The 17,995-nt window shown below is 60.7% G+C and carries 14 protein-coding genes and 4 pseudogenes; 10 read left to right on the top strand and 8 right to left on the bottom strand.

Annotated elements, in window-relative coordinates:
* Together istB and AC0L2Y_RS33590 are read left to right on the top strand one after the other, a co-directional pair.
* Nucleotides 1-797: pseudogene (gene istB, locus AC0L2Y_RS33595) on the top strand (IS21-like element helper ATPase IstB); the annotation flags it as partial.
* Between the two features lie 342 nt (nt 798-1,139).
* Complete coding sequence (locus AC0L2Y_RS33590; protein WP_473562225.1) at nt 1,140-4,496, top strand: AAA family ATPase; 3,357 nt, start codon at nt 1,140-1,142, stop codon at nt 4,494-4,496.
* 204 nt (nt 4,497-4,700) lie between these two features.
* On the opposite strand, the pseudogene AC0L2Y_RS33585 reads toward AC0L2Y_RS33590, so the two are convergent.
* Nucleotides 4,701-4,836 (bottom strand): annotated as a pseudogene (locus AC0L2Y_RS33585) (alkene reductase); the annotation flags it as partial.
* Nucleotides 4,837-4,970: 134 nt separating this feature from the next.
* Here AC0L2Y_RS33585 and AC0L2Y_RS33580 point away from each other — a divergent pair.
* The 5 genes from AC0L2Y_RS33580 (at nt 4,971) to AC0L2Y_RS33560 (ending at nt 8,161) form a co-directional block, all read left to right on the top strand.
* Nucleotides 4,971-5,957 carry a methyltransferase gene (locus AC0L2Y_RS33580; RefSeq protein WP_473562224.1) on the top strand — a complete coding sequence of 329 codons (987 nt, stop codon included), beginning with the start codon at nt 4,971-4,973 and terminating at the stop codon, nt 5,955-5,957.
* Nucleotides 5,958-6,618: 661 nt separating this feature from the next.
* A complete protein-coding gene (locus AC0L2Y_RS33575; RefSeq protein ID WP_473562223.1) occupies nt 6,619-6,795 on the top strand; it encodes a hypothetical protein in 177 nt (58 codons plus the stop codon).
* Between the two features lie 230 nt (nt 6,796-7,025).
* Nucleotides 7,026-7,265 (top strand): hypothetical protein, encoded by a 240-nt coding sequence (locus tag AC0L2Y_RS33570; protein WP_473562222.1) that lies wholly within the window; start codon nt 7,026-7,028, stop codon nt 7,263-7,265.
* Nucleotides 7,262-7,516: a hypothetical protein gene (locus AC0L2Y_RS33565; RefSeq protein ID WP_473562221.1), complete on the top strand. Its 255-nt coding sequence runs from the start codon at nt 7,262-7,264 to the stop codon at nt 7,514-7,516. The genes AC0L2Y_RS33570 and AC0L2Y_RS33565 overlap by 4 nt, the downstream gene beginning before the upstream one ends.
* A gap of 375 nt (nt 7,517-7,891) precedes the next feature.
* On the top strand, nt 7,892-8,161 hold the full coding sequence (locus AC0L2Y_RS33560) for a hypothetical protein (protein ID WP_473562220.1): 270 nt from the start codon (nt 7,892-7,894) through the stop codon (nt 8,159-8,161).
* A gap of 407 nt (nt 8,162-8,568) precedes the next feature.
* On the opposite strand, the pseudogene AC0L2Y_RS33555 reads toward AC0L2Y_RS33560, so the two are convergent.
* From AC0L2Y_RS33555 to AC0L2Y_RS33545, 3 genes and pseudogenes are all read right to left on the bottom strand, one after another.
* A pseudogene (locus AC0L2Y_RS33555) lies at nt 8,569-8,718 on the bottom strand (class I SAM-dependent methyltransferase); the annotation flags it as partial.
* Nucleotides 8,719-8,775: 57 nt separating this feature from the next.
* Nucleotides 8,776-9,375: a sulfotransferase family protein gene (locus AC0L2Y_RS33550; protein WP_473562219.1), complete on the bottom strand. Its 600-nt coding sequence runs from the start codon at nt 9,373-9,375 to the stop codon at nt 8,776-8,778.
* A gap of 661 nt (nt 9,376-10,036) precedes the next feature.
* The gene (locus AC0L2Y_RS33545) at nt 10,037-11,557 is read right to left on the bottom strand and encodes an FAD-dependent oxidoreductase (protein WP_473562218.1); all 1,521 of its coding nucleotides are present in this window, start codon (nt 11,555-11,557) and stop codon (nt 10,037-10,039) included.
* 130 nt (nt 11,558-11,687) lie between these two features.
* Here AC0L2Y_RS33545 and AC0L2Y_RS33540 point away from each other — a divergent pair.
* Nucleotides 11,688-11,838: pseudogene (locus AC0L2Y_RS33540) on the top strand (DUF3363 domain-containing protein); the annotation flags it as partial.
* 569 nt (nt 11,839-12,407) lie between these two features.
* Here AC0L2Y_RS33540 and AC0L2Y_RS33535 read toward each other — a convergent pair.
* Entirely contained in the window at nt 12,408-12,590 is a 183-nt protein-coding gene (locus tag AC0L2Y_RS33535; protein WP_473562217.1) for a DUF3606 domain-containing protein, read from the bottom strand.
* Nucleotides 12,591-12,721: 131 nt separating this feature from the next.
* Here AC0L2Y_RS33535 and ligD point away from each other — a divergent pair, with 131 nt between their 5' ends.
* A complete protein-coding gene (gene ligD / locus AC0L2Y_RS33530; RefSeq protein WP_473562216.1) occupies nt 12,722-14,656 on the top strand; it encodes a DNA ligase D in 1,935 nt (644 codons plus the stop codon).
* A gap of 53 nt (nt 14,657-14,709) precedes the next feature.
* On the opposite strand, the gene AC0L2Y_RS33525 is transcribed toward ligD, so the two are convergent.
* The 3 genes from AC0L2Y_RS33525 to AC0L2Y_RS33515 form a co-directional block, all read right to left on the bottom strand.
* Nucleotides 14,710-15,147: a VOC family protein gene (locus AC0L2Y_RS33525; protein WP_473562215.1), complete on the bottom strand. Its 438-nt coding sequence runs from the start codon at nt 15,145-15,147 to the stop codon at nt 14,710-14,712.
* Between the two features lie 161 nt (nt 15,148-15,308).
* Entirely contained in the window at nt 15,309-15,446 is a 138-nt protein-coding gene (locus tag AC0L2Y_RS33520) for a glycosyltransferase (protein WP_473562214.1), read from the bottom strand.
* Nucleotides 15,447-15,694: 248 nt separating this feature from the next.
* Nucleotides 15,695-16,867: an MFS transporter gene (locus tag AC0L2Y_RS33515; RefSeq protein WP_473562213.1), complete on the bottom strand. Its 1,173-nt coding sequence runs from the start codon at nt 16,865-16,867 to the stop codon at nt 15,695-15,697.
* A 1,033-nt stretch (nt 16,868-17,900) separates the two neighbouring features.
* On the opposite strand from AC0L2Y_RS33515, the gene AC0L2Y_RS33510 reads away from it, so the two are divergent.
* The coding region (locus AC0L2Y_RS33510; RefSeq protein ID WP_473562226.1) for a DUF736 family protein at nt 17,901-17,995 on the top strand (95 nt) is incomplete at its 3' end.

The raw sequence follows: 17,995 nt of genomic DNA, 5'->3' as shown, positions 1-17,995 counted from the left end.
CGGGCGCTCGAAGCGCTCGATCATGTCGTGCGCCGGCTCGAGAAAGGCGAGATCGCCGCCCTCGAAGCCATGGACATCCTGCTCTCGGAAGAGTTGACCCTGCGCGAGAACAGCCGGATCAAGACGGCACTGCGCATGGGGCGCCTGGCCACGGTCAAGACGCTCGCCGGCTTCGACTTCTCTTTCCAGCCCTCGCTCGACCGTGATCGAATCTTCACGCTGGCCCAACTCGGCTTCGTCGCCCGCTGCGAGGTCGTCCACTTCCTCGGCCTGCCCGGCACAGGCAAGAGCCATCTGGCCATTGCGCTTGCCGTCGAGGCTGTGAAGGCTGGAAAGAGCGTCTATTTCTGCACGCTCGCCGAACTCATCGCCGCGCTGGCAAGGGCCGAACGCGAAGGCCGCCTGCAGGAACGCATCCGCTTCTTCTGCCGGCCTGCTCTGCTCGTTGTCGATGAGATCGGCTACCTGCCCGTGTCCACGGTGGCGGCAATCTGTTCTTCCAACTCGTCAACGCCCGCTACGAGAAGGGCGCAATGATTCTCACCTCAAATCGCGGCTTCGCCGAATGGGGCGAGGTCTTCGGCGATCCTGTCGTCGCAACCGCACTTCTCGATCGCCTGCTTCACCATGCGGTCGTCGTCCAGATCGAAGGATCGAGTTATCGGCTCCGCCAGCACGCCGAGCTCATGCCCGAACACTTGCGATCGAAAGCCTCCATCACGCTGCCGACATTAAATCCACCATCGCGGCCGCGCGGCCGGCCACCGAAAAATGGACACCCCTCCGCGACAGTCTGAGCGGCGAAACTGGGGAATTTTACTTCGGCACTTTTGGGGAAAATTCGAGCGGCATTGACAACGCCGAGCTGAATGTTCGCTCATTTACACCTCACACTGGAAGCCGCCAGCCAGCTATCGGCCCACACCCTGCCGGGCGGCAATGCACCGGCATGTCGGCCATTCCATCGGCTATCGCCGTCCACCAAAAGCGACATCGCTCGTCCAAGCGCTAACTTTCTACTTCGCCCCAGGAGCTGCAGTGAGCCCCGGCAATCGGATTGGGAGCGTTTTGGAGCAGCGGGTGCGCAATCCTTGGGGCGGTCCGATTGACATTTTTAGTATGTGCGTTTGACTGCCTCGATGGATCATCAGCAGGGCGGCAAGGAGATCGCTTCATGGCTGCAAGGCTTGGGCCTTGAGCAGTATGCCGGCGCATTCATCGACAACGACATTGATCCGGCAATTCTACCAAAGCTCTCCGACGATGACCTTCGGGAGCTTGGCGTAAAGTCTGTTGGTCACCGGAGAAGAATCCTAACCGCCATCGACGAGCTCTCGCGTCCACCGGCCCAACCGCCGAAAGCAGGCGACGATGCCAAGCGGGATGCGCTCCAAAGTGCAGTACCCAAGCGAGAGGGGAGTGAGGCAGAGAGGCGCCACCTCACAGTCATGTTCGTCGACCTCGTGGAATCGACCGCGCTGGCGTCGACGCTCGATCCAGAGGACTGGGGCTCGGTCTTAGCCGCATATCAATCGTTGGTCGCTGCAGAGGTCGCCCGTTATGATGGCTACGTCGCCAAATTCATGGGCGACGGCGTGCTGTGCTATTTCGGCTGGCCACACGCTCACGAGGAGGACGCCGAGCGGGCGGTCCGCTCTGGACGTTCCATAGTGAAAGCTGTCGCCAGTTTGCGCACTCCTGGTCAAGTGCCACTGGCAGCTAGAGTGGGAATTGCCACGGGATTATGTGTCGTCGGAGACGTCATCGGGACTGGGTCCGCACACGAAGAAGTGGTCGTCGGCGAAACACCCAATCTCGCCGCTCGGCTGCAAGCCCTGGCCCAACCGGGATATGTGGTGGTCGCGGAGAGCACGAGAAAGTTGCTCGGCGGAATATTCGCGGTTGAGAGCCTTGGCTCTATCGAGCTGAAGGGATTTTCGACACCCGTCTCGCCATTTCTGGTTGTCGGGGAACATGCCGTGGAGACACGCTATGACGCGCGCGTCACGAGCGCTCCTCAAATCATGTTCGGGAGAGACCTCGAACTCGGACTTGCTCTCGAACGTTGGGGGCAAGCGAAGAGGGGCGAAGGCCAGCTCGTGCTTCTCAGCGGCGAGGCGGGTATCGGCAAATCTCGCATCACCCGCGCCTTGATCGACGCGGTCTCTCAAGAGAAACATGTGCGGCTGAGCTATCAGTGCTCGCCGTATTACTCTGGCTCGCCGCTCTATCCAGCTGTTCAGCAGCTCCGCCGCACTATCGGTATTGGAGAAGCCGACGGGGACGAAGAGAAGGTCAGAAAACTCGAAGGCACCAAAGGTCCAGCGAATCCGTTGTTGCCTATCTTCGCTTCCCTGCTCGATCTTCAAAACTATCAGAGAGATGCTTTGACGGGCCTGAATCCGCAGCAGCTGCGAGCGCGAACGCTTGACGGATTATTGAACGACATCCTCGACGCGGCAGCAAGGCTGCCATTGTTGTTCGTGATCGAGGACATCCACTGGATTGACGCGACAACGCTCGAATTGTTGGATCAATGTGTCGAACGGATTCAGCACGCTCGGGTCATGATGATGGTGACGACGAGACCGACCTTCGAACACGGTTTTGGCGGACATCCCATAGTGACGAAATTGGCGCTTAATCGCCTGGGCCGTGAACAGACCACCGCTTTCATCGAGAAGCTCGCTGGCGATATTCGACTACCGCCCACCATTGTGGACAAGATCATCGCCACGACGGATGGTGTGCCGCTGTTCATTGAAGAGCTGACAAAGGGTGTTCTCGAAGCCCGCCACTTCGATCGCGCAGCCGTCTTCGACGAAGATCATGCCAGACTCGCAAATCTCGACATTCCGCTAACGTTGCACGATTCGCTGATGGCCCGCCTCGACCGATTGCAACCGGTCAAGGAAGTTGCGCAAATGGCCGCATGCATCGGCCGCGAATTCCGCCACGACCTCCTTGGATCCGTCACGCGGCTCAGCGGTGCCCAGTTGGAAGAGGCACTCGATAAGCTCGTGGATGCCGAGCTGATCTTCCGTCGCGGAAGAGGCTCGGACGCTCGATACACGTTCAAGCACGCGCTCGTTCGCGATGCTGCCTATCACAGTATGTTGAAATCGGTGCGCCAGGACATACACAGCCGGCTGGCCGACAAACTCGGCTCGGAGTCGACGGCCGAACCGGAGCTGGTTGCACATCACCTTGTGGCGGCAAAACGGTATAGTGAGGCAGCTGAATGCTTCCTCCAAGCTGGGCGAGCTGCCGCGGCGCGATTTGCCAATCCGGAGGCGGTCGCGCATTTCACGGGCGCGCTAGATGCCCTGGAAGCAGTCACTAGATCGGGCGATACAAATGAGCTTGAACTCAGAATCCGGATTGAAATGGGCGTCCCGCTGAACGCGTCAGCTGGATATGCGTCGGAGAAGGTTGAAGCGAACTTTCTCCGTGCCGAAGAGCTTTGTATAGCCACGGGCCTCACCTCCAACCTCTTTTTTGTCCGACGTTCGCTTTGGAACTTCTACCTTGACCGGCCTGACCTGCACCGGAGCCGAGACCTGGCCAAGCAACTCCTTGCCGAAACCTCGCGCGGAGAAAACGTTGAGGAAACGACTTTGGCGCATCGGGCGCTCGCTACGTCCTATTTCTATCTCGGTGCCATTGGGGATGCTGCACGGGAAGCCGAGGCCGGAATTAATGCCTGGGCGACCTCCGATAGGGATTTCGATGTCGCAAGATATGGAGAGGACGGCCCCTCGATCTGTCGCAGCTATCTGGGCGTGGCGCAGGTGCTCGCAGGGCGGGTCGACACCGGGCTCGCCAATTGTGCGTCAAGCGTGGAAACCGCGGAGCGGCTTGATCATCCGCTTAATCTGGCATTTATCCTCATGAATCTCGCTCTTGCCCGACGTTTCCGCAATGAGCCGGCCGAGTGCCGTGAGATCGCTGAACGGATGCTCATTTTAGCTGATGACCGCAGACTGGCATCCTGGTCTGGCGGTGCTCGCACTCTGCTCGGCTGGGCCATAGGCAGCGACCTGCCCGACGAAGGGCTCAGAATGCTGCGCGATGGCATTAACCGATGGCGCTCGACTGGCTCGGAGCTGCACTTGCCACACTTCTATTCGTCGATTGCGGACATTTGCCTCCTGCATGGACGGATCGATGAGGGCCTCGCGGCGATCGAAAATGCTATCGAGGCGATGGACAAGACCGACGAAAAATGGGCGCGGGCTGAAATAGAACGTATTGAGGGTTGCTTGGTAGCCAAGGCGGATGTGACCCGAGGGATGAAAGTCCTAAGTAGAGCCTATGATACTGCGATAAGTCAGGGCGCGTGTTGGTTGGCGGTTCGTGCAGCAACCGAGTTGGCCAAGCTCTCAAAAGGGTCGGGCCAGGAGCTCCGAGCTGACTATCGGAATCAGCTTCGGATTAGCGAAATCGCTGAAGGCCTAGAAACCTCGGTTATCCGCGAAGCTGCTGCCATTTTCTAGATCACCGCATCGTGTTGGAGGCTAACTAGCAGGCAATGCAATCCGACGAGGGGCTGGGCCTCAGCTGCCAAGCGCCAGGGTGATCCTGAGGTCTGCTGCTCGCAAGGGTCTGCTTGTGAGCAGAGCGGATGATGCTCGCCAACTCATTGAGGGTCCGCTTCGGGTCAACTCACAACGTCCGACATTGGAAGTTCAACGTCCGCACGTCGCGAGTTCGAGATCATAACCGTTGTTGGCGATATAGCTCTTTGGTGAAGCGCCGCCGCGCGACATCGCGCGGTCCGGCCGTGGCGCCTTCGACGACATGGATGTAGACGATGTCCAAGGCGTCGAGTTGATCGAACGCTCACGGTCTCGACGTCGAATACCAACTGGACACCTATATCGGTCTGGTCGACCATGCTACTTCAAACGCTCTTCGGTTCCGTGACAAACTTCTGATCGCCGGCGCTGGGTCGCGGGAGGGGATGTGGCATGGTGGATTCTGATAGGATCAACAAGCTGATCGCAGCGGTGCCCGCCGCCTTGGCGCTTCGCGCCGGACTGGACTTCGGCATCTTCACCCGGCTCGGTGGCAGCGCGATGACCGCTGACAGCCTGGGGGCCGCGCTCAAAGTCGAGCCCGATCGTCTGTCGCGGCTCCTCTACGCGCTCGCCAGCATTGGTCTCCTCGAAGTCAAGGATGGTCAATTTAGCAACGGAGCCGAAGCGTCAGCCTTCCTCGACGCGACCAAGCCGACTTATCGCGGCGGCGATCATGCACTCCTGCGCGAGCTCTGGGGAGCCGACTTGCTGACCGCAGAGTCGCTGCGACAGAACCGGCCGGCTGCGCTGCACGACTTTTCCGAAGCCGGGCCCGAGGCCGCGGCGGCTTTCAGCCGCAGGCTCGCACCGGGCGGAGTGATTTTCGGCCGACATCTGGCCCGGGCGATGGACCTCTCGGCGATCGGTTCGGTGATCGACATCGGCGGGGGCCCCGGGACAATTCTCGTCGGACTTCGCGAGCGGTGGCCGCATATTGCGGCGACGCTGATGGAACTGCCAACGGTCGCAGCGGCCGCGCCAGATATCCTGTCAGAATACGGTGCCGACGACGTGGTTTTCGAAGAGGGGGACATAACTGTCGCTCCATCGATCGGTCGGCACGATCTGGCGATCCTGAAGGCCGTCGTCCAGGTCCTTCCGCCGGACCAGGCGCGCAGTTCGATCCTGAACGCGGCGCGTTGCCTCACACCGGGAGGCGAGATCGCAATTGCGGGGTGGGGCGTCGTCGATGACGACCGCCTCGGCCCGCCTGAGGGTGTCTTTCTCAATGTCACTTTCTTGAACCTCTATCGCCACGGCGAATCGTACACTGAAGGTCAGTATCGCGCGTGGATGACCGACGCTGGATTCCGGGATATCTCCAGGTCGCGCCTGACGGACGGCTCCACCTTGTTTCGTGCGCGCCTCACGGGCTGATCGTGGCTGAAGAGTTGGTTTTTGGTCTCCGGGACAGCGGCATGGGCGAGTTCGAGTTCCTGTTCAAGAGCTCATTGGCGAGCAGGCAGCTCTTGGTCTTTATCAGAACCAGGCGAGCCGCCATCTTCCGATCTGGCTGTCAATTTCAGGTGGCCGATTCCATGGACGAGGCCGATCGGGCCGAATCGAAGTCCATTTATTTGTTTTTGCTGGGGCGCCAGGTCGGGAGGAAATCTCCCGATTGTGGCGGGTATCCTGCTCTTTTTGGAGATATCTATGAAGGATTCCCCATTCCCGGGGCAGTCTTAACGGCTATGTCAGAGGAGACCCACGTCATCCGCGCTTATCGGGAGCACCTTGGATATTCGATTGAGGACTGTCAGCAAATTCGCCCGGGTGGGCGGCTGCGTCGCCTACGAAGGTAGCCAGCGCAACCACCCGCGGAGCGCCGCTAAGGCTCTGTCAAAAGCAAAGCCTCACGGCTGATCACCGGCAAGCACATCCGAGAGAAGCGCCTAGGGGCGAAAGACCCGCACGTCCTGGTCAGTGACCGTGCGGGTCCAACTTCGGGAGTGCTCAAGGAAACGAGGGGTCGGGTGAAAGCCCGGCTCCTCAGCCAAACATAGCGCTTGCGCGTTGATCGATCAAGTTGAGGGTGAATATGGCCAAAAAGGACCAGGAACGCGCGAAATTCGCCTGGATGTATGGTTCCCAGGCCCGCAAGGACGGCAAGGAGCGCCAGGTGTCGGAATTCTGGGCAGAATACGCCGAGGCCTGGCTGCAGGGCTATGACGACCAGGCGCTGACCGGCGAACCGGCAATGGGCACCGCAAAATAGCGCGCTTGCCTTGGAACAGGCTGGCCTCCCCGAAAGTTTATAAGGCGCAGCAAAATTCTACTCCCCTCTGTAATTGCTGCAATGATCGGTGGCGTCCGATCCGGCCCGCGTCTTCTTTTCCGTTCACGCCCGAAGATGCGGGCCTTTATTAGATGCCGCCAGCGCCCAGCCGATCCCCTCAATGCGATGTGCGACAGTGAAGCATAGCAACGCATTGAAGGGAGCTTCACATGGCACGTCAGATTTCAAAGCCGTTCCGTTTTCACACGCGGAGTGGTGTCATCTCGACGTCGGGCGCTATGTTCGACAGGATCTCCGCGCTCGTCATGCGCTGCAACGGCGCCTACGCTGCGCGGAGGGGTGAATATGATGGCATCATGGCGGATCTTTTCGCAGCCAAGGCGGAAATGCCGGACCACTTCAACGACAAGGGCGACCACGTCCTTGGCACCGTCGAGTGGGCAGCATGACAGAGAAAATCTGGATCGACGGTGTCGGCATCGAAGGTGAGACTGAGAAGATCAAGCCCATCGTCGAGGCCTATATCGAGGCCAGGGTGAAGGCCGGTCTTGGTGCGGTGATCACCGATGCCACGGGCGAGCTGACGCAGTGGGCGGTCGAGCTGGAGAAGAAGTTCCCCTGGACAGCGCCGGAAGCGGGGTTGACCGCGACGCCGGAGGTCCACGCCAAGACCCGCTATTACAAGAGCCTGAAGCCATGAGCCGACATCTTCCACCAAGGGTCAAGACCTGGACCGTGGCTCCGAAGATCGCCTATCTCGAGCAGTAGATCCGGCTGTGCGAAATCGAGGCTCGGGACGATCGAGTCTGGAAGCACCATAAGGACATTCGAGCTAACCCAGGGGAGGCAGTTCACCTGGGCAGACGCGCAGCCGGCGGTGGTGTTGGCATAAAAACAACCCCCGCAGACAGAGCCTGGTTCGGTCTTCCCAGGTGATCTGTTGGAGAAGGCGAGCTGCAAATCGCCTTTTCCTTTTACCAGACAGCAGCCATGGAACCCCTTGGCCTCAGCAGCGTTCGCTCGCGATGATGGAAGGGCTCCGCTCGTGGCAAGCAGGCAGGACGTTCTATCGTTGATGGCAAAGCTGCTGGCTCAGCACTTCGCTAGAGACGACCGCGTCGACATCGCCCAGACCAGGCAATGCGTCTACCTCAGGCTCGACGACAAGGTCTATCACCTCACCGCTGAATCAATCGCCGCCATCGACGACGCCAGGGATCCTGTAGGCGCCGGCAAGCGCTTCATGGCCACCATGGATCCAACGCCAAAGCCCCGCAAGCGAGTAAAAGGCAGAACCAGCATCATTCCCGGCGTGCAGGTCCGGATCAGACACAGGCGCGGCTGAACGTCAACAACAGGTCCCGAAGCAGACCTTACGTTTCCTGCCAGGGCCGGTTGAAAATCGAACGCAGGCATCACTGCCTTCGGGCAATAATCTCGACCGGCGCAATCAGCCCAGCTGAAATACTTTCGCTCATGTTTCGGACCATCTGGGGCCGCCGCCCTCCCATGAGAGTCTGGACGCCCAGTACTGCCCGCCCGGTGGCCGGCACGCTGCCGGGCAAAATAGTCAAGCGCGGCATCGCGCCGCTGGCGTTCCGACAAAATCTCGAACCCTGCCGCGGAAAGTGTGTCGCGGTACTGCTCCGGCGCGGCGATCGCGTTGGTGTCTGCCGTACTCGCCCAGGGCAGCGGATAAGACAACTCGCCGGCTCCAGTGCGCATGACGTCGAAGACACCGAAACGCGCACCCGCGCGCAGGACCCGCGCAACCTCCGAGAATAGTGCGCTCTTGTCGGCAATGTTCATTCCGACATGCAACATGTATGCGGCTGTAAATGCTCCATCTGCGAACGGCAGCCGCAAAGCATCGCCCTGCTGCAACGAGACGCATCGGAGCGGGCGTGGACAGGCTGCTGCGTGCGTTACCCGGGCTGCAGCCTCGAACTCGGTGCGGGGCTATTTGGCGAAGCGGCTTCGGAATTCGGTAGTGGTGTTGCTGTGGGGGAAGGGTTCGGCCGGGATCGGCACGCCGAGAAAGGCGCACAGGTTCGGCCAACCTTCGGCCACCTGATAGACCAGCAGGCGCGACGGCGTGAAAGCCGAGATCACTTCGGCGTTGTGGGCTTCGAGCACTTCGATAGTATGGGTTTCGTCGTCGAGACGACCGCCGAAAATTTTCGTCTCTATGACGGCCCGGCCAAAACTTTGCGGGTCGGAGGTCTCGCCCATGGTGTTGAAGATCGTGGCGCGTGCGCTCCTGTACCAGCCCTCGGGGTTGCGAACGGTGAGGATGAGCTTGGCGTCGGGGAAATACTCGGCGAGTTCGCGCCAGAAATAGGCCGTCGGCCAGTCGACTGCCGACTTGTAACCGGCATAGACGACGTCCCAATCCACCGGCTCGCCGCGCCCGGCGGCGCGGATCAGGTCGCGGTGCTCGGGGTTAGAGTTGACGTCCTCCATGTGATGGCACGGACCCAACCCGAGCATTTCAAGCGCCAAGTTCAGAGTGTGCGTGCCGGTGCGGCCGAACCCAGCCCCGATAACAGATAATGCCATGCGATCCTCCTGTGACGGGAGCGGATCATAGATTGCAGAGGTTGGGAAGGGAGGATGGTCCTGGCGCTCACCCCGAGAGACCAAATCGGCATATCGAGCGATGCGCCGAATTCGCTCTGCCCGAAGGCTACATAGCGGGCCGGCCGGTTACGGCGTCGATAGCGATCCGAGCCGCAGGAGCTAGGCGGCAGCCTTCGTTTCCAGCATCATAGCCCCGACAAGGGTCGCTTCGGGCCCATTTCGGCCTCTGGCACTAGGTGATCGTGTGTCCGCTTTCTCGTTGCACAGCCATGAAGCTGTCGGTTAGCTCCCTGCCCCAAGGCTGACTGTCAGCAACGGGCCGCCAAATCGACCGTCCATCTACGAACCCTTTGCCGCGCGAAAGCCGACATCCCTGTTGAGGACGTTAGGCGGAGTGATGAGCCCCTCATCTGCCGGACATCGCATCATCGGGGGCTCTAATGGCCTTCTTGGTGGGCTTCATCCACCTGAATGCCTCCTTGACGGCGGCAGCGTCACCCAGGCCGAAAAATGTTCGTTTGCGTGAAGAAGGTCGGACTCTCGTAGGAATTGGTGCTCAGGATGAGGTCAGAACAAGTTTGTCCACGATCCACGAAGCAATCGGACACGCGACACAAGCCGGTAGTGTTGACCTCGAAGGCTATTCCACCTCTGCCAGTGGCGCCACCGCCGGCCCGTTCAAGGCCGTGCCGTCGACGGCAAAGTGCGAGCCGTGGCAGGGGCAGTCCCAGCAGCGTTCCAACGAGTTCCAATGGACATGGCAGCCGACATGGGTACATGAGGCCGAGCGCCTGTGGAGCGTGCCGTCTTCATCGCGAAATGCCGCGACTTTGGTAAGTCCCTCGCGAACGATAGCGCCTTGTCCCGGCCGCAGCTTGTCTGCGGAATCGATTTCGCCAGGCGCGACATACTCGGCAAAACTCCTAATTGCTGTCGCATTCTCCGCCAGATAGTCGCCGATCGCCCGCACCGTCTTGCGGGAGGGTTCGTAAAGTTCCCGCCAGGGGCTTTCCCCCTTCAGGATCAGGTCCGAAATCAACAGGCCTGCCACGACCCCATGAGTGATGCCCTGGCCGGAATCGCCAGTAGCAACGAAGACACGCCGATCACCGGGATTGCGGCCTATGAAGCCGGCATAGTCGACGGTCTCCATTACCTGCCCGGACCATCGATTGGCTTCCGCGCCGATATCGGGCACCAATTTTTTGATCCAGGCCGCCAGGGCCGCGAAGCGGTCGTCGGCATCGTCGGCCTGCCCTGTCTTATGGTCCTCACCACCGACGATCAGAAAGTCGGTCTTGCCTTCGCCAGACTGCAGACGGACGTAGTGATAGGGGTCCAGCGTGTCCCAATAGAGTGCATCCGGCAAAACGTCGCGCGCGATCCCGAACGCCATCGCGTAGGTCCGATAGGGCGCTTGCTTGGTATGGAGCGCGACCCGATCGTTGATCGGCGAATTGGTGGCGACAACGGCCGATCTGGCAGATACGGCAAAGCCCGAGACCGTGCTTACGCGCACGCCGCCGTCGGTCTCCTCGACCTTGTCGACGATGGTCTCAGCATAAAGCGCGCCGCCGCGCGCGCGAATGCCGGCAGCCAGCCCGCGGAGATATTTGAGCGGGTGGAATGTCGCCTGATTGACGTAGCGAAGGATCGGTGCATCCGAAAAGCCTGCAAGCGGCACGCCCACGGTTTTCTCGACGTCGACACCGATTTTCAGAGCGGCGTCCAGTTCGCGCTCGATGACGGATTCCTTCCTGCCCGACGCCGGAAACAGAAAACCGTCGAGGCGGCGGAAGTCACACGCGATACCCTCCGCCTCCAGGATCGATTGGATACGGTCGATAGCGGCCGACTGGCTTTGGTAGTAAATCCGCGCCAGTTCCTCGCCGCGCAATTTGATCAGTTCCGAAAAATAGTCGTCGCAGATCGATGACAGATGCGCCGTGGTGCGTGCGGTCATGCCGCTTCCGATCCGGCCGCGATCGAGCACCGCCACCTTTTGCCCGGCGATGGCCAGTTCGTAGGCGACCGACAGTCCGGCAATGCCCGATCCGACGACCACGACATCGACTTCTTCACTCCGCCCGAGCGGAACCGCATCAGGGGCTACTTCGGTTTTCGCCCAAACGGATACAGTCCTTTCGTCGCCGACATTCATGGCGGGGCTCTCCAAGACACTAAATCGACGTAGCGGCTCTAAAGTTCCCGTATCATTGGCCGCTGACGGATGATGCCTCTTTCGATTTCATGCCTAAAACCTGAGAACATTGGGCTTTTCGCTCCGCCGCTCTGTCGAGCTTGCCAGTCGAAAATATGCAGTCGTCGAAAAGTCGCGTGAGTTCACGCTCGTGCCATGGCGCCGGTGCTCGATCGACACATGGCAAGGAGGTTTCTGGGATCGTGAGCGGGGAGGGCGCTGTGATGGTTTGCCTGGGGCGGCTTCTGGCCGCTGCTGGTGTCGGGTCGCGGGCCACTGGCAGCACCGGACCAGCGGTCGCCTTCAAGCAATTCTACGACGATCCGGAGGCTCTGGGTTCTCGGACATGGAGAGCAGTCGCGTTACAGCGTCTACGAGAGCGGCATCGTCATGGGTGAGGGCGCCCTCCTTTCGATGCCCAACTCGCCTCGTTTGCCGTGCCTCGCGCCAGGCGTCGCCTTCTGGTGCTCATTGTGTGCAGCAGCGGATCGGCGCAGACAATGGATGGAATGGCATGGATGGGGGTAGCGCAGGAACTCTGCTCACCCCACCAGCAGGTCATCGCCCCTCTTTGGCCGACACGCAGCTCTCGCTTCCGCTGCTCCTTTGGCGAGCCGGCTGCGAATCGAGCCGGTGAGCGTCGCGTTTCCGCGCCCTTTGCAGGAACTGGAGGGCATTTGCGCCAGGGCTGTCCGCGGCGGAACGCTTGGCGCACGATCACGTGGCGGAGATACTCGCCAGTATTCTTGGCTGGGGATGCCCAGCGCTTTTCACGTGATCTTGTTGCCAGCGTGGCGGATTTCGGGCCGGCTCACTTCTTGTCTAATTTATCTTCAACCTTCTTGCGACTGTTACCGACCGATTTCACGGCCGATTTGACGTCAGCCTTGCTGGCTCCGGTCTTGCCTGCCTCGTACTTCACTTCATGACCCTGCCCGCCAGCGACCTTCGCGCGATCCTGGCTGCGCCCGCGAGTTGTTTGAGTGCTAGCCATTTCTTCCTCCAAGGATGCATTCCAATCACCATTTAACGCAGCCGGACTTTTCTGGTTCAATCCTTTGACGCACGGGCTTGGAACCGAATCCCACGCGGGTTATTGAATCCGACTATGTATTCGAGTTCAGCATGTCGGCCGTAGAGGCCGCTCTCTCCAAGAAGCGCACACGGCGCAGGGACTCAGAATCTACCCCGCGATACCCGCTACCCAAGTTTCGTCCGTTTCAGCTCTGCACGCTGACCGACGACATTCCGGTTGGCGCCAATTGGCTCTTCGAAATGAAGTTCGACGGCTATCGTGCGCAGGCCGCGATCTCGGGATCGGAGGTCGTCGTCTACACGCGCAACGGCTACGACTGGACCCGCCAGTTCAAGGTGATCCTGCCGCCGCTTCAGGCACTCACCAAGGGCTCGGCGCTGATCGACGGCGAGATCGTCGCGATCGACAGCCAAGGCCGCACCAACTTCTCCATGCTGAAAACCGGAATTGCCGCGGGCATGCCGCTCAAGTTCTACGCCTTCGACCTGCTGGAATTGAACGGCGAGGATCAGTCCAGCCGGCCCTTGCTCGAGCGCAAGGAACGGCTTGCCAAACTTCTGGGGGAGAGGGACCCGGACGACAGCCTGCAGTTCTCCAGCCATATCGCCGACAGCAAGAAGGTCTTCGATACGATGTGCGCCGGCGGACACGAAGGCATCATCGCCAAGCGTGCGGACAGTCGCTATGTCGGCGACCGCACCGCCAGCTGGCTCAAGATCAAGTGCACGAAACGACAGGAGTTCGTAGTCGGCGGCTACCGCCCAAGCGATACCGGGCGCGGCATGGCCTCGCTGATTCTTGGCACCTATGAAAACGGCAAGCTGATCTATCGCGGCCGCGTCGGCACCGGCTTCACCCAGGCGATGCGCAAATCTATTCTCGCGGAGTTGGAGAAGCGGCCTCTGAAGAAGCCGGCCTTCGTATCCGTACCGCGCGACATCGCGCGCCGCGCCAACTGGGTGAAGCCCGAGCTCGTCGCCGAGGTCACCTATTCGGAGGTGACACCCGACGGCAGCCTGCGTCACCCGAGTTTTGAGGGGATGCGCGAAGACAAGCGCGCCGACCAGGTGGTGATGGAAACGCCCAGGACGATCGCGACCGTCGCCACGGCCAATCTGGATCCCCATATGGGCAAGGAGATCGCCCGCGCGGTTGGCGTGAACCTGACCCATCCAGAGAAGGTCATGTATCCTGGCACAGAAGTGACGAAGGCGACGCTCGCCGCCTATTACGCCGCAGTCGCTGAGAAGATGTTGCCGCATATCCAGGATCGACCCCTGTCGCTGGTGCGCGACACCGAGGGCGACCTGCAGCAGACCTTTTTTCAGAAGCACAAATTACCTGGAATGCCCAAGGCCATCCATGACGGCCAGTTGGAGAAGATGTCCGGCAAGGAAAGCCGCATCCTGTGGGTCAATGACCTGGCGGGGCTTATCGCCGGCGTGCAGATGAACGTGCTCGAGTTCCACGTCTGGGGCAGCCTGCGCCAGCAACCCAAACTGCCTCACCGCATGATCTTCGACATCGACCCCGACGAGGGACTGGATTTCAATGACGTCAAGCAGGCGGCCCTCGACATCCGCGGCGTTCTGGAGGCACTCGGCCTTCAATCCTGGCCGCTGCTGTCCGGGGGGAAGGGCGTGCATGTAGTCGTTCCGCTCGTTCCCAAGGCCGACTGGGAAGAGGTCAAAAGCTTCTGTCAAGATTTCGCTGAACTGCTGGCCCGCACCGATCCCTCCCGCTTCGTCGCCAACATGAGCAAGGCGCGGCGGAAAGGCCGCATGTTCCTCGACTACCTGCGCAACGGCCAGGGCGCCACGGCAATTTGTCCCTGGTCGACGCGGGCGCGAGCTGGTGCCAAGTGTGCCGTACCCGTGAGCTGGGATGAGTTGCCGAACTTCAAAACTGCCAGCGCATTTGACGTTTTCGCCGCAGCTGCGCGGGCTCAGCAGGCCGACGCCTGGGAAGGCTATTTCGAGGTCGAACAGACGCTGACAGCCCGAATCCGAAAAGCAGTCCGATAGCGGCGGCGAGTCCTGGTCTAACCACCGACTGTGTGAGACGCGCTCGCTGATGTTCAGCTGAGTTCTTGGGCGAGTCCAATCAAAAGCCCTCCAGGCCCGCGGATGTAGCAGAGCCGATAGGTGTCTTGATACTGGACGACTTCGCCTACGAGCTGCGCGCCGCGGCTGCGGAGCTTTTCAAGCGTCTCGTCGATGTCGTCCACGGTGAACATGACGCGGAGATAGCCCAGGGCGTTAACTGGCGCGTTGCGGTGATCCACCACGACAGGCGGCCTGAGGAAGCGGGATAGCTCAAGCCGGCCATGGCCATCGGGCGTGCGCATCATGGCAATCTCGACGTGCTGATCGCCCAGTCCAGTGACGCGTCCGGCCCATTCACCTTCGATCATCGCCCGCCCTTCGAGCTCAAGGCCGAGCTCGCGAAAGAAATCAATCGTCCCTCCGAGGTCCTCGACGACGATACCTATGTTGTCCATCCGTTTGAGCGCCATGTCTCCAATCTCCAAGGTTTCGTCTAGATCGTCAAAGACATCTGCCGGTCTGGCTCAGCGCGTGTTCCGCTCAAACTCGAAAGCCCAATTGCAAATCGCTTGTTGCCTGCGAGCGAGCGGTAGATCGCCATTTAGTCGCTACACATGCGCCCGACCAAAAATCACTTTTCAAAAGTTTCCCGGACCCGTGCGCGATTGGCTACGATCAGTCCGGACACACCGCCATCGATGACCTCCGGAACGGCGCCGCGTCTGAAGGCTATAACCGGGGTCCCGCCGGCCATCGCCTCAATGGTCACGAGGCTGAACGGTTCCGGCCAGTCGATGGGACACGGCAGCGCTGTCGCACTGCCCAAAGAGTTCCGCCTTCTGCTGCTCGACCTCGCCTACGAACTCGGCATTTGAATGCTGAAGCACCTGTGGTTTCGATCCTGTCACTCCAAAATGATTCAATCGCGTCGATCTTGGCCGCGATCTTCAGCGGCATTCCGGCGCGCCCGGAAGTGCCGGGCCGCCTGGTTATGCCGATACGGCAGGTGTGCCTGTGTCAATCCGGTGATGGGGCCCCTGCGCGCAGTCCAATCACTAGCGGAAGGGACAGCACACACAGTCCCGCCATCATGAGGAACCCGGGCGGGCCATAGGCTCCATATAGCTGCCCTGATACCCAGACAAGGCCCGCGGTGGCGAGCCCCGGGCCCATCGCGTAGAGGGCCTGCGCGGTGGCGGCAAGATGTGCGGGCACGCTGCTGGCGATAACACGCATACAGGCAAGATGCAGCAGTGCGAAGGTTATGCCGTGAAGCGGTTGCACGAACGCAAGTATCCAGACCACCGCCGTTTCCGCTTCCACGACCCAGCGCAGGATTCCGGCCACCGCGGCCAGAGCGGCGACCCCGGCCACGCCAAGCCGGCGCAGTAGGATCGGCCCGACCACAAGGAACACCACCACCTCCGCCGTGACCGCTTCCGACCAAAGTATGCTGCTCGCCGCCGTGCCGACCCCGGCCGCTGTCCAGCGGATGACGGAGAAGGTGTCATGCATCGCGTGGCTGCCATAGATCAGCGCCGCAATCACCACGATGCGCCGGAAAGTCCGAAGATGGAGCAGCTCGCGGAGCCCGCCGATTACGTTTTGCCCGACCGGGTCCGCAGCCCGCTCGGCGCCAGTGTCTGATTCCGGCACCAGCGCGGCGGCACCCAGCGCTGCGGCGAGCAGCGCCGCGTACATCCATATTATCGCGTCCAGCTCGAAAACTCCGAGCACTTGGCCAGCCGCGAGGGTGCCAGCAACGAAGGCCGCTGATGCCGCACCCCGCACCCAACCATACTCAAAACCGGGCTCGCGCACCGATGCGCGCGCCGCAAGGGCGTCGGCGAGGGTTGTGATCGGTGCTAGCCCGGCCGACTGGGCCAGATAAACGGCCATCAGAAGAAAGAGAGCTTGCACGGCAGCCAGCCCAAGCGTCGCCGCCACCGCGATCCCGATGCAGACCGCCAGGGTGCCACGGAGAGCGCCGAGAATATCTGCAATTCGATTGGCAAGCGGTCCGGCAATCAGCCGGGCCGCGTTGCCTAACCCGAACAGAACGCCCAGCTCTTCAGGTGTCAGGCCACGCGCCTCAAAATACCGGGGCCAGAACGGGGACGCTATCCCGAATGCAGCATACATGAGGGCATAGAGCGCTAAAAACGCCAGCAGCGGGCCTAGACGTGCCATGCCAAAGTTCTGCCACGGACGTGCCTCGCGTTACAGGGGGAATTGGGATCTGGCGAGTGATGCTTCCTCTGCGAATACTGGGCCCGCTGAATTGGCTTCGACACGCTACGCTGACTCAGAATATGACCGCCTTGCGCCGACGCTCGCGGTGGAGGTGCACACCGGGCACGATCGAGCCATTCCGAATCGAAGTATTGAACGGAATGAATGCAGCGTGGTCCCTATGTGGATCACATCGCCGAGCTGCGTCAAGAAGATGTCGATTCCGTCATCACCCACCTCGGCGACCGTAGAGCCCGACGCACACAGGTGATCGAAATAAGCCGCCTCGTTTCCCGGATATTGCATGCCCGGGCTTGGCGGAGGTCTTTTCTGACCGTTGCTTTCCGTTACCAGTAGCGAACGGCACGGTATCGGTCGAGCCGATGGTATTGGCCGACGCGTTCTTGCGCTGCATGTTCGCCATTTTTGCTCCGATGTTGCAACCAAGTTCGAATGTCGCGTTGCTGGCAAAGTAGAAATGTCGCAAAGGGGCAATTCGCAGGGCAGGTCGCAGCAATCTAGAAGCGCGACAGTGACGCGCTTCTTGGCGTTGGTGCGTGTAGTGGCGATCATCGCTGTATGGTTGAGGTGTAGGTTATCTGTATTGCCCGCAAAGCGCTCATGACACGGATGGGAAAGCGCGACTGATCGCCGTCGCCTTTGTGGTGTTGACTTCTGTCTGTTCATCCTAAGCCCATGGCGTCCTCGAATGGATTGGGTCTGACCAAGGACCGCCTTCGCTTCGCTCAGTCTCGATCGTCTTCGCGCAACGACGCCGCTTCGTTTTCTTCCCCTGGCCGTACCACCCCACCACGCAGGCGGTGGCGGGGACCCCGGTTTGCGTCCATTCCTCGCGGCCCAAGAAAGCCTCGCGCCGTCGTCTTTCACTTCGTTTCAGCCACTTTGGGGTGCGGCCCAATCGTCCCCGGTCTCACGACCACCATCGAGGCCGCGATAGGCGCCGCCCGAGATAGCAGAAGGAACCACCACCATGGCGACGATCGGTACATTCTCCCGCACCGCGAACGGCTTCTCCGGCTCGGTCAAGACCCTGAACCTCAACGTCAAGACGGTGACTTTGACACC

It is taken from the genome of Mesorhizobium sp. WSM4830, assembly GCF_055811495.1.
The sequence above is the reverse complement of the archived record's forward strand: the minus strand, read 5'-3'. Positions and strand labels throughout refer to the sequence as shown.

Excerpts from the sequence above, each read along its gene's own strand:
- AC0L2Y_RS33590 (WP_473562225.1), top strand. The coding sequence starts at position 1,140 with ATGGATCATCAGCAGGGCGGCAAGGAGATCGCTTCATGGCTGCAAGGC.
- AC0L2Y_RS33580 (WP_473562224.1), top strand. The coding sequence starts at position 4,971 with ATGGTGGATTCTGATAGGATCAACAAGCTGATCGCAGCGGTGCCCGCC.
- AC0L2Y_RS33575 (WP_473562223.1), top strand. The coding sequence starts at position 6,619 with ATGGCCAAAAAGGACCAGGAACGCGCGAAATTCGCCTGGATGTATGGT.
- AC0L2Y_RS33570 (WP_473562222.1), top strand. The coding sequence starts at position 7,026 with ATGGCACGTCAGATTTCAAAGCCGTTCCGTTTTCACACGCGGAGTGGT.
- AC0L2Y_RS33565 (WP_473562221.1), top strand. The coding sequence starts at position 7,262 with ATGACAGAGAAAATCTGGATCGACGGTGTCGGCATCGAAGGTGAGACT.
- AC0L2Y_RS33560 (WP_473562220.1), top strand. The coding sequence starts at position 7,892 with ATGGCAAAGCTGCTGGCTCAGCACTTCGCTAGAGACGACCGCGTCGAC.
- AC0L2Y_RS33550 (WP_473562219.1), bottom strand. The coding sequence starts at position 9,375 with ATGGCATTATCTGTTATCGGGGCTGGGTTCGGCCGCACCGGCACGCAC.
- AC0L2Y_RS33545 (WP_473562218.1), bottom strand. The coding sequence starts at position 11,557 with ATGAATGTCGGCGACGAAAGGACTGTATCCGTTTGGGCGAAAACCGAA.
- AC0L2Y_RS33535 (WP_473562217.1), bottom strand. The coding sequence starts at position 12,590 with ATGGCTAGCACTCAAACAACTCGCGGGCGCAGCCAGGATCGCGCGAAG.
- ligD (WP_473562216.1), top strand. The coding sequence starts at position 12,722 with ATGTCGGCCGTAGAGGCCGCTCTCTCCAAGAAGCGCACACGGCGCAGG.
- AC0L2Y_RS33525 (WP_473562215.1), bottom strand. The coding sequence starts at position 15,147 with ATGGCGCTCAAACGGATGGACAACATAGGTATCGTCGTCGAGGACCTC.
- AC0L2Y_RS33515 (WP_473562213.1), bottom strand. The coding sequence starts at position 16,867 with ATGGCACGTCTAGGCCCGCTGCTGGCGTTTTTAGCGCTCTATGCCCTC.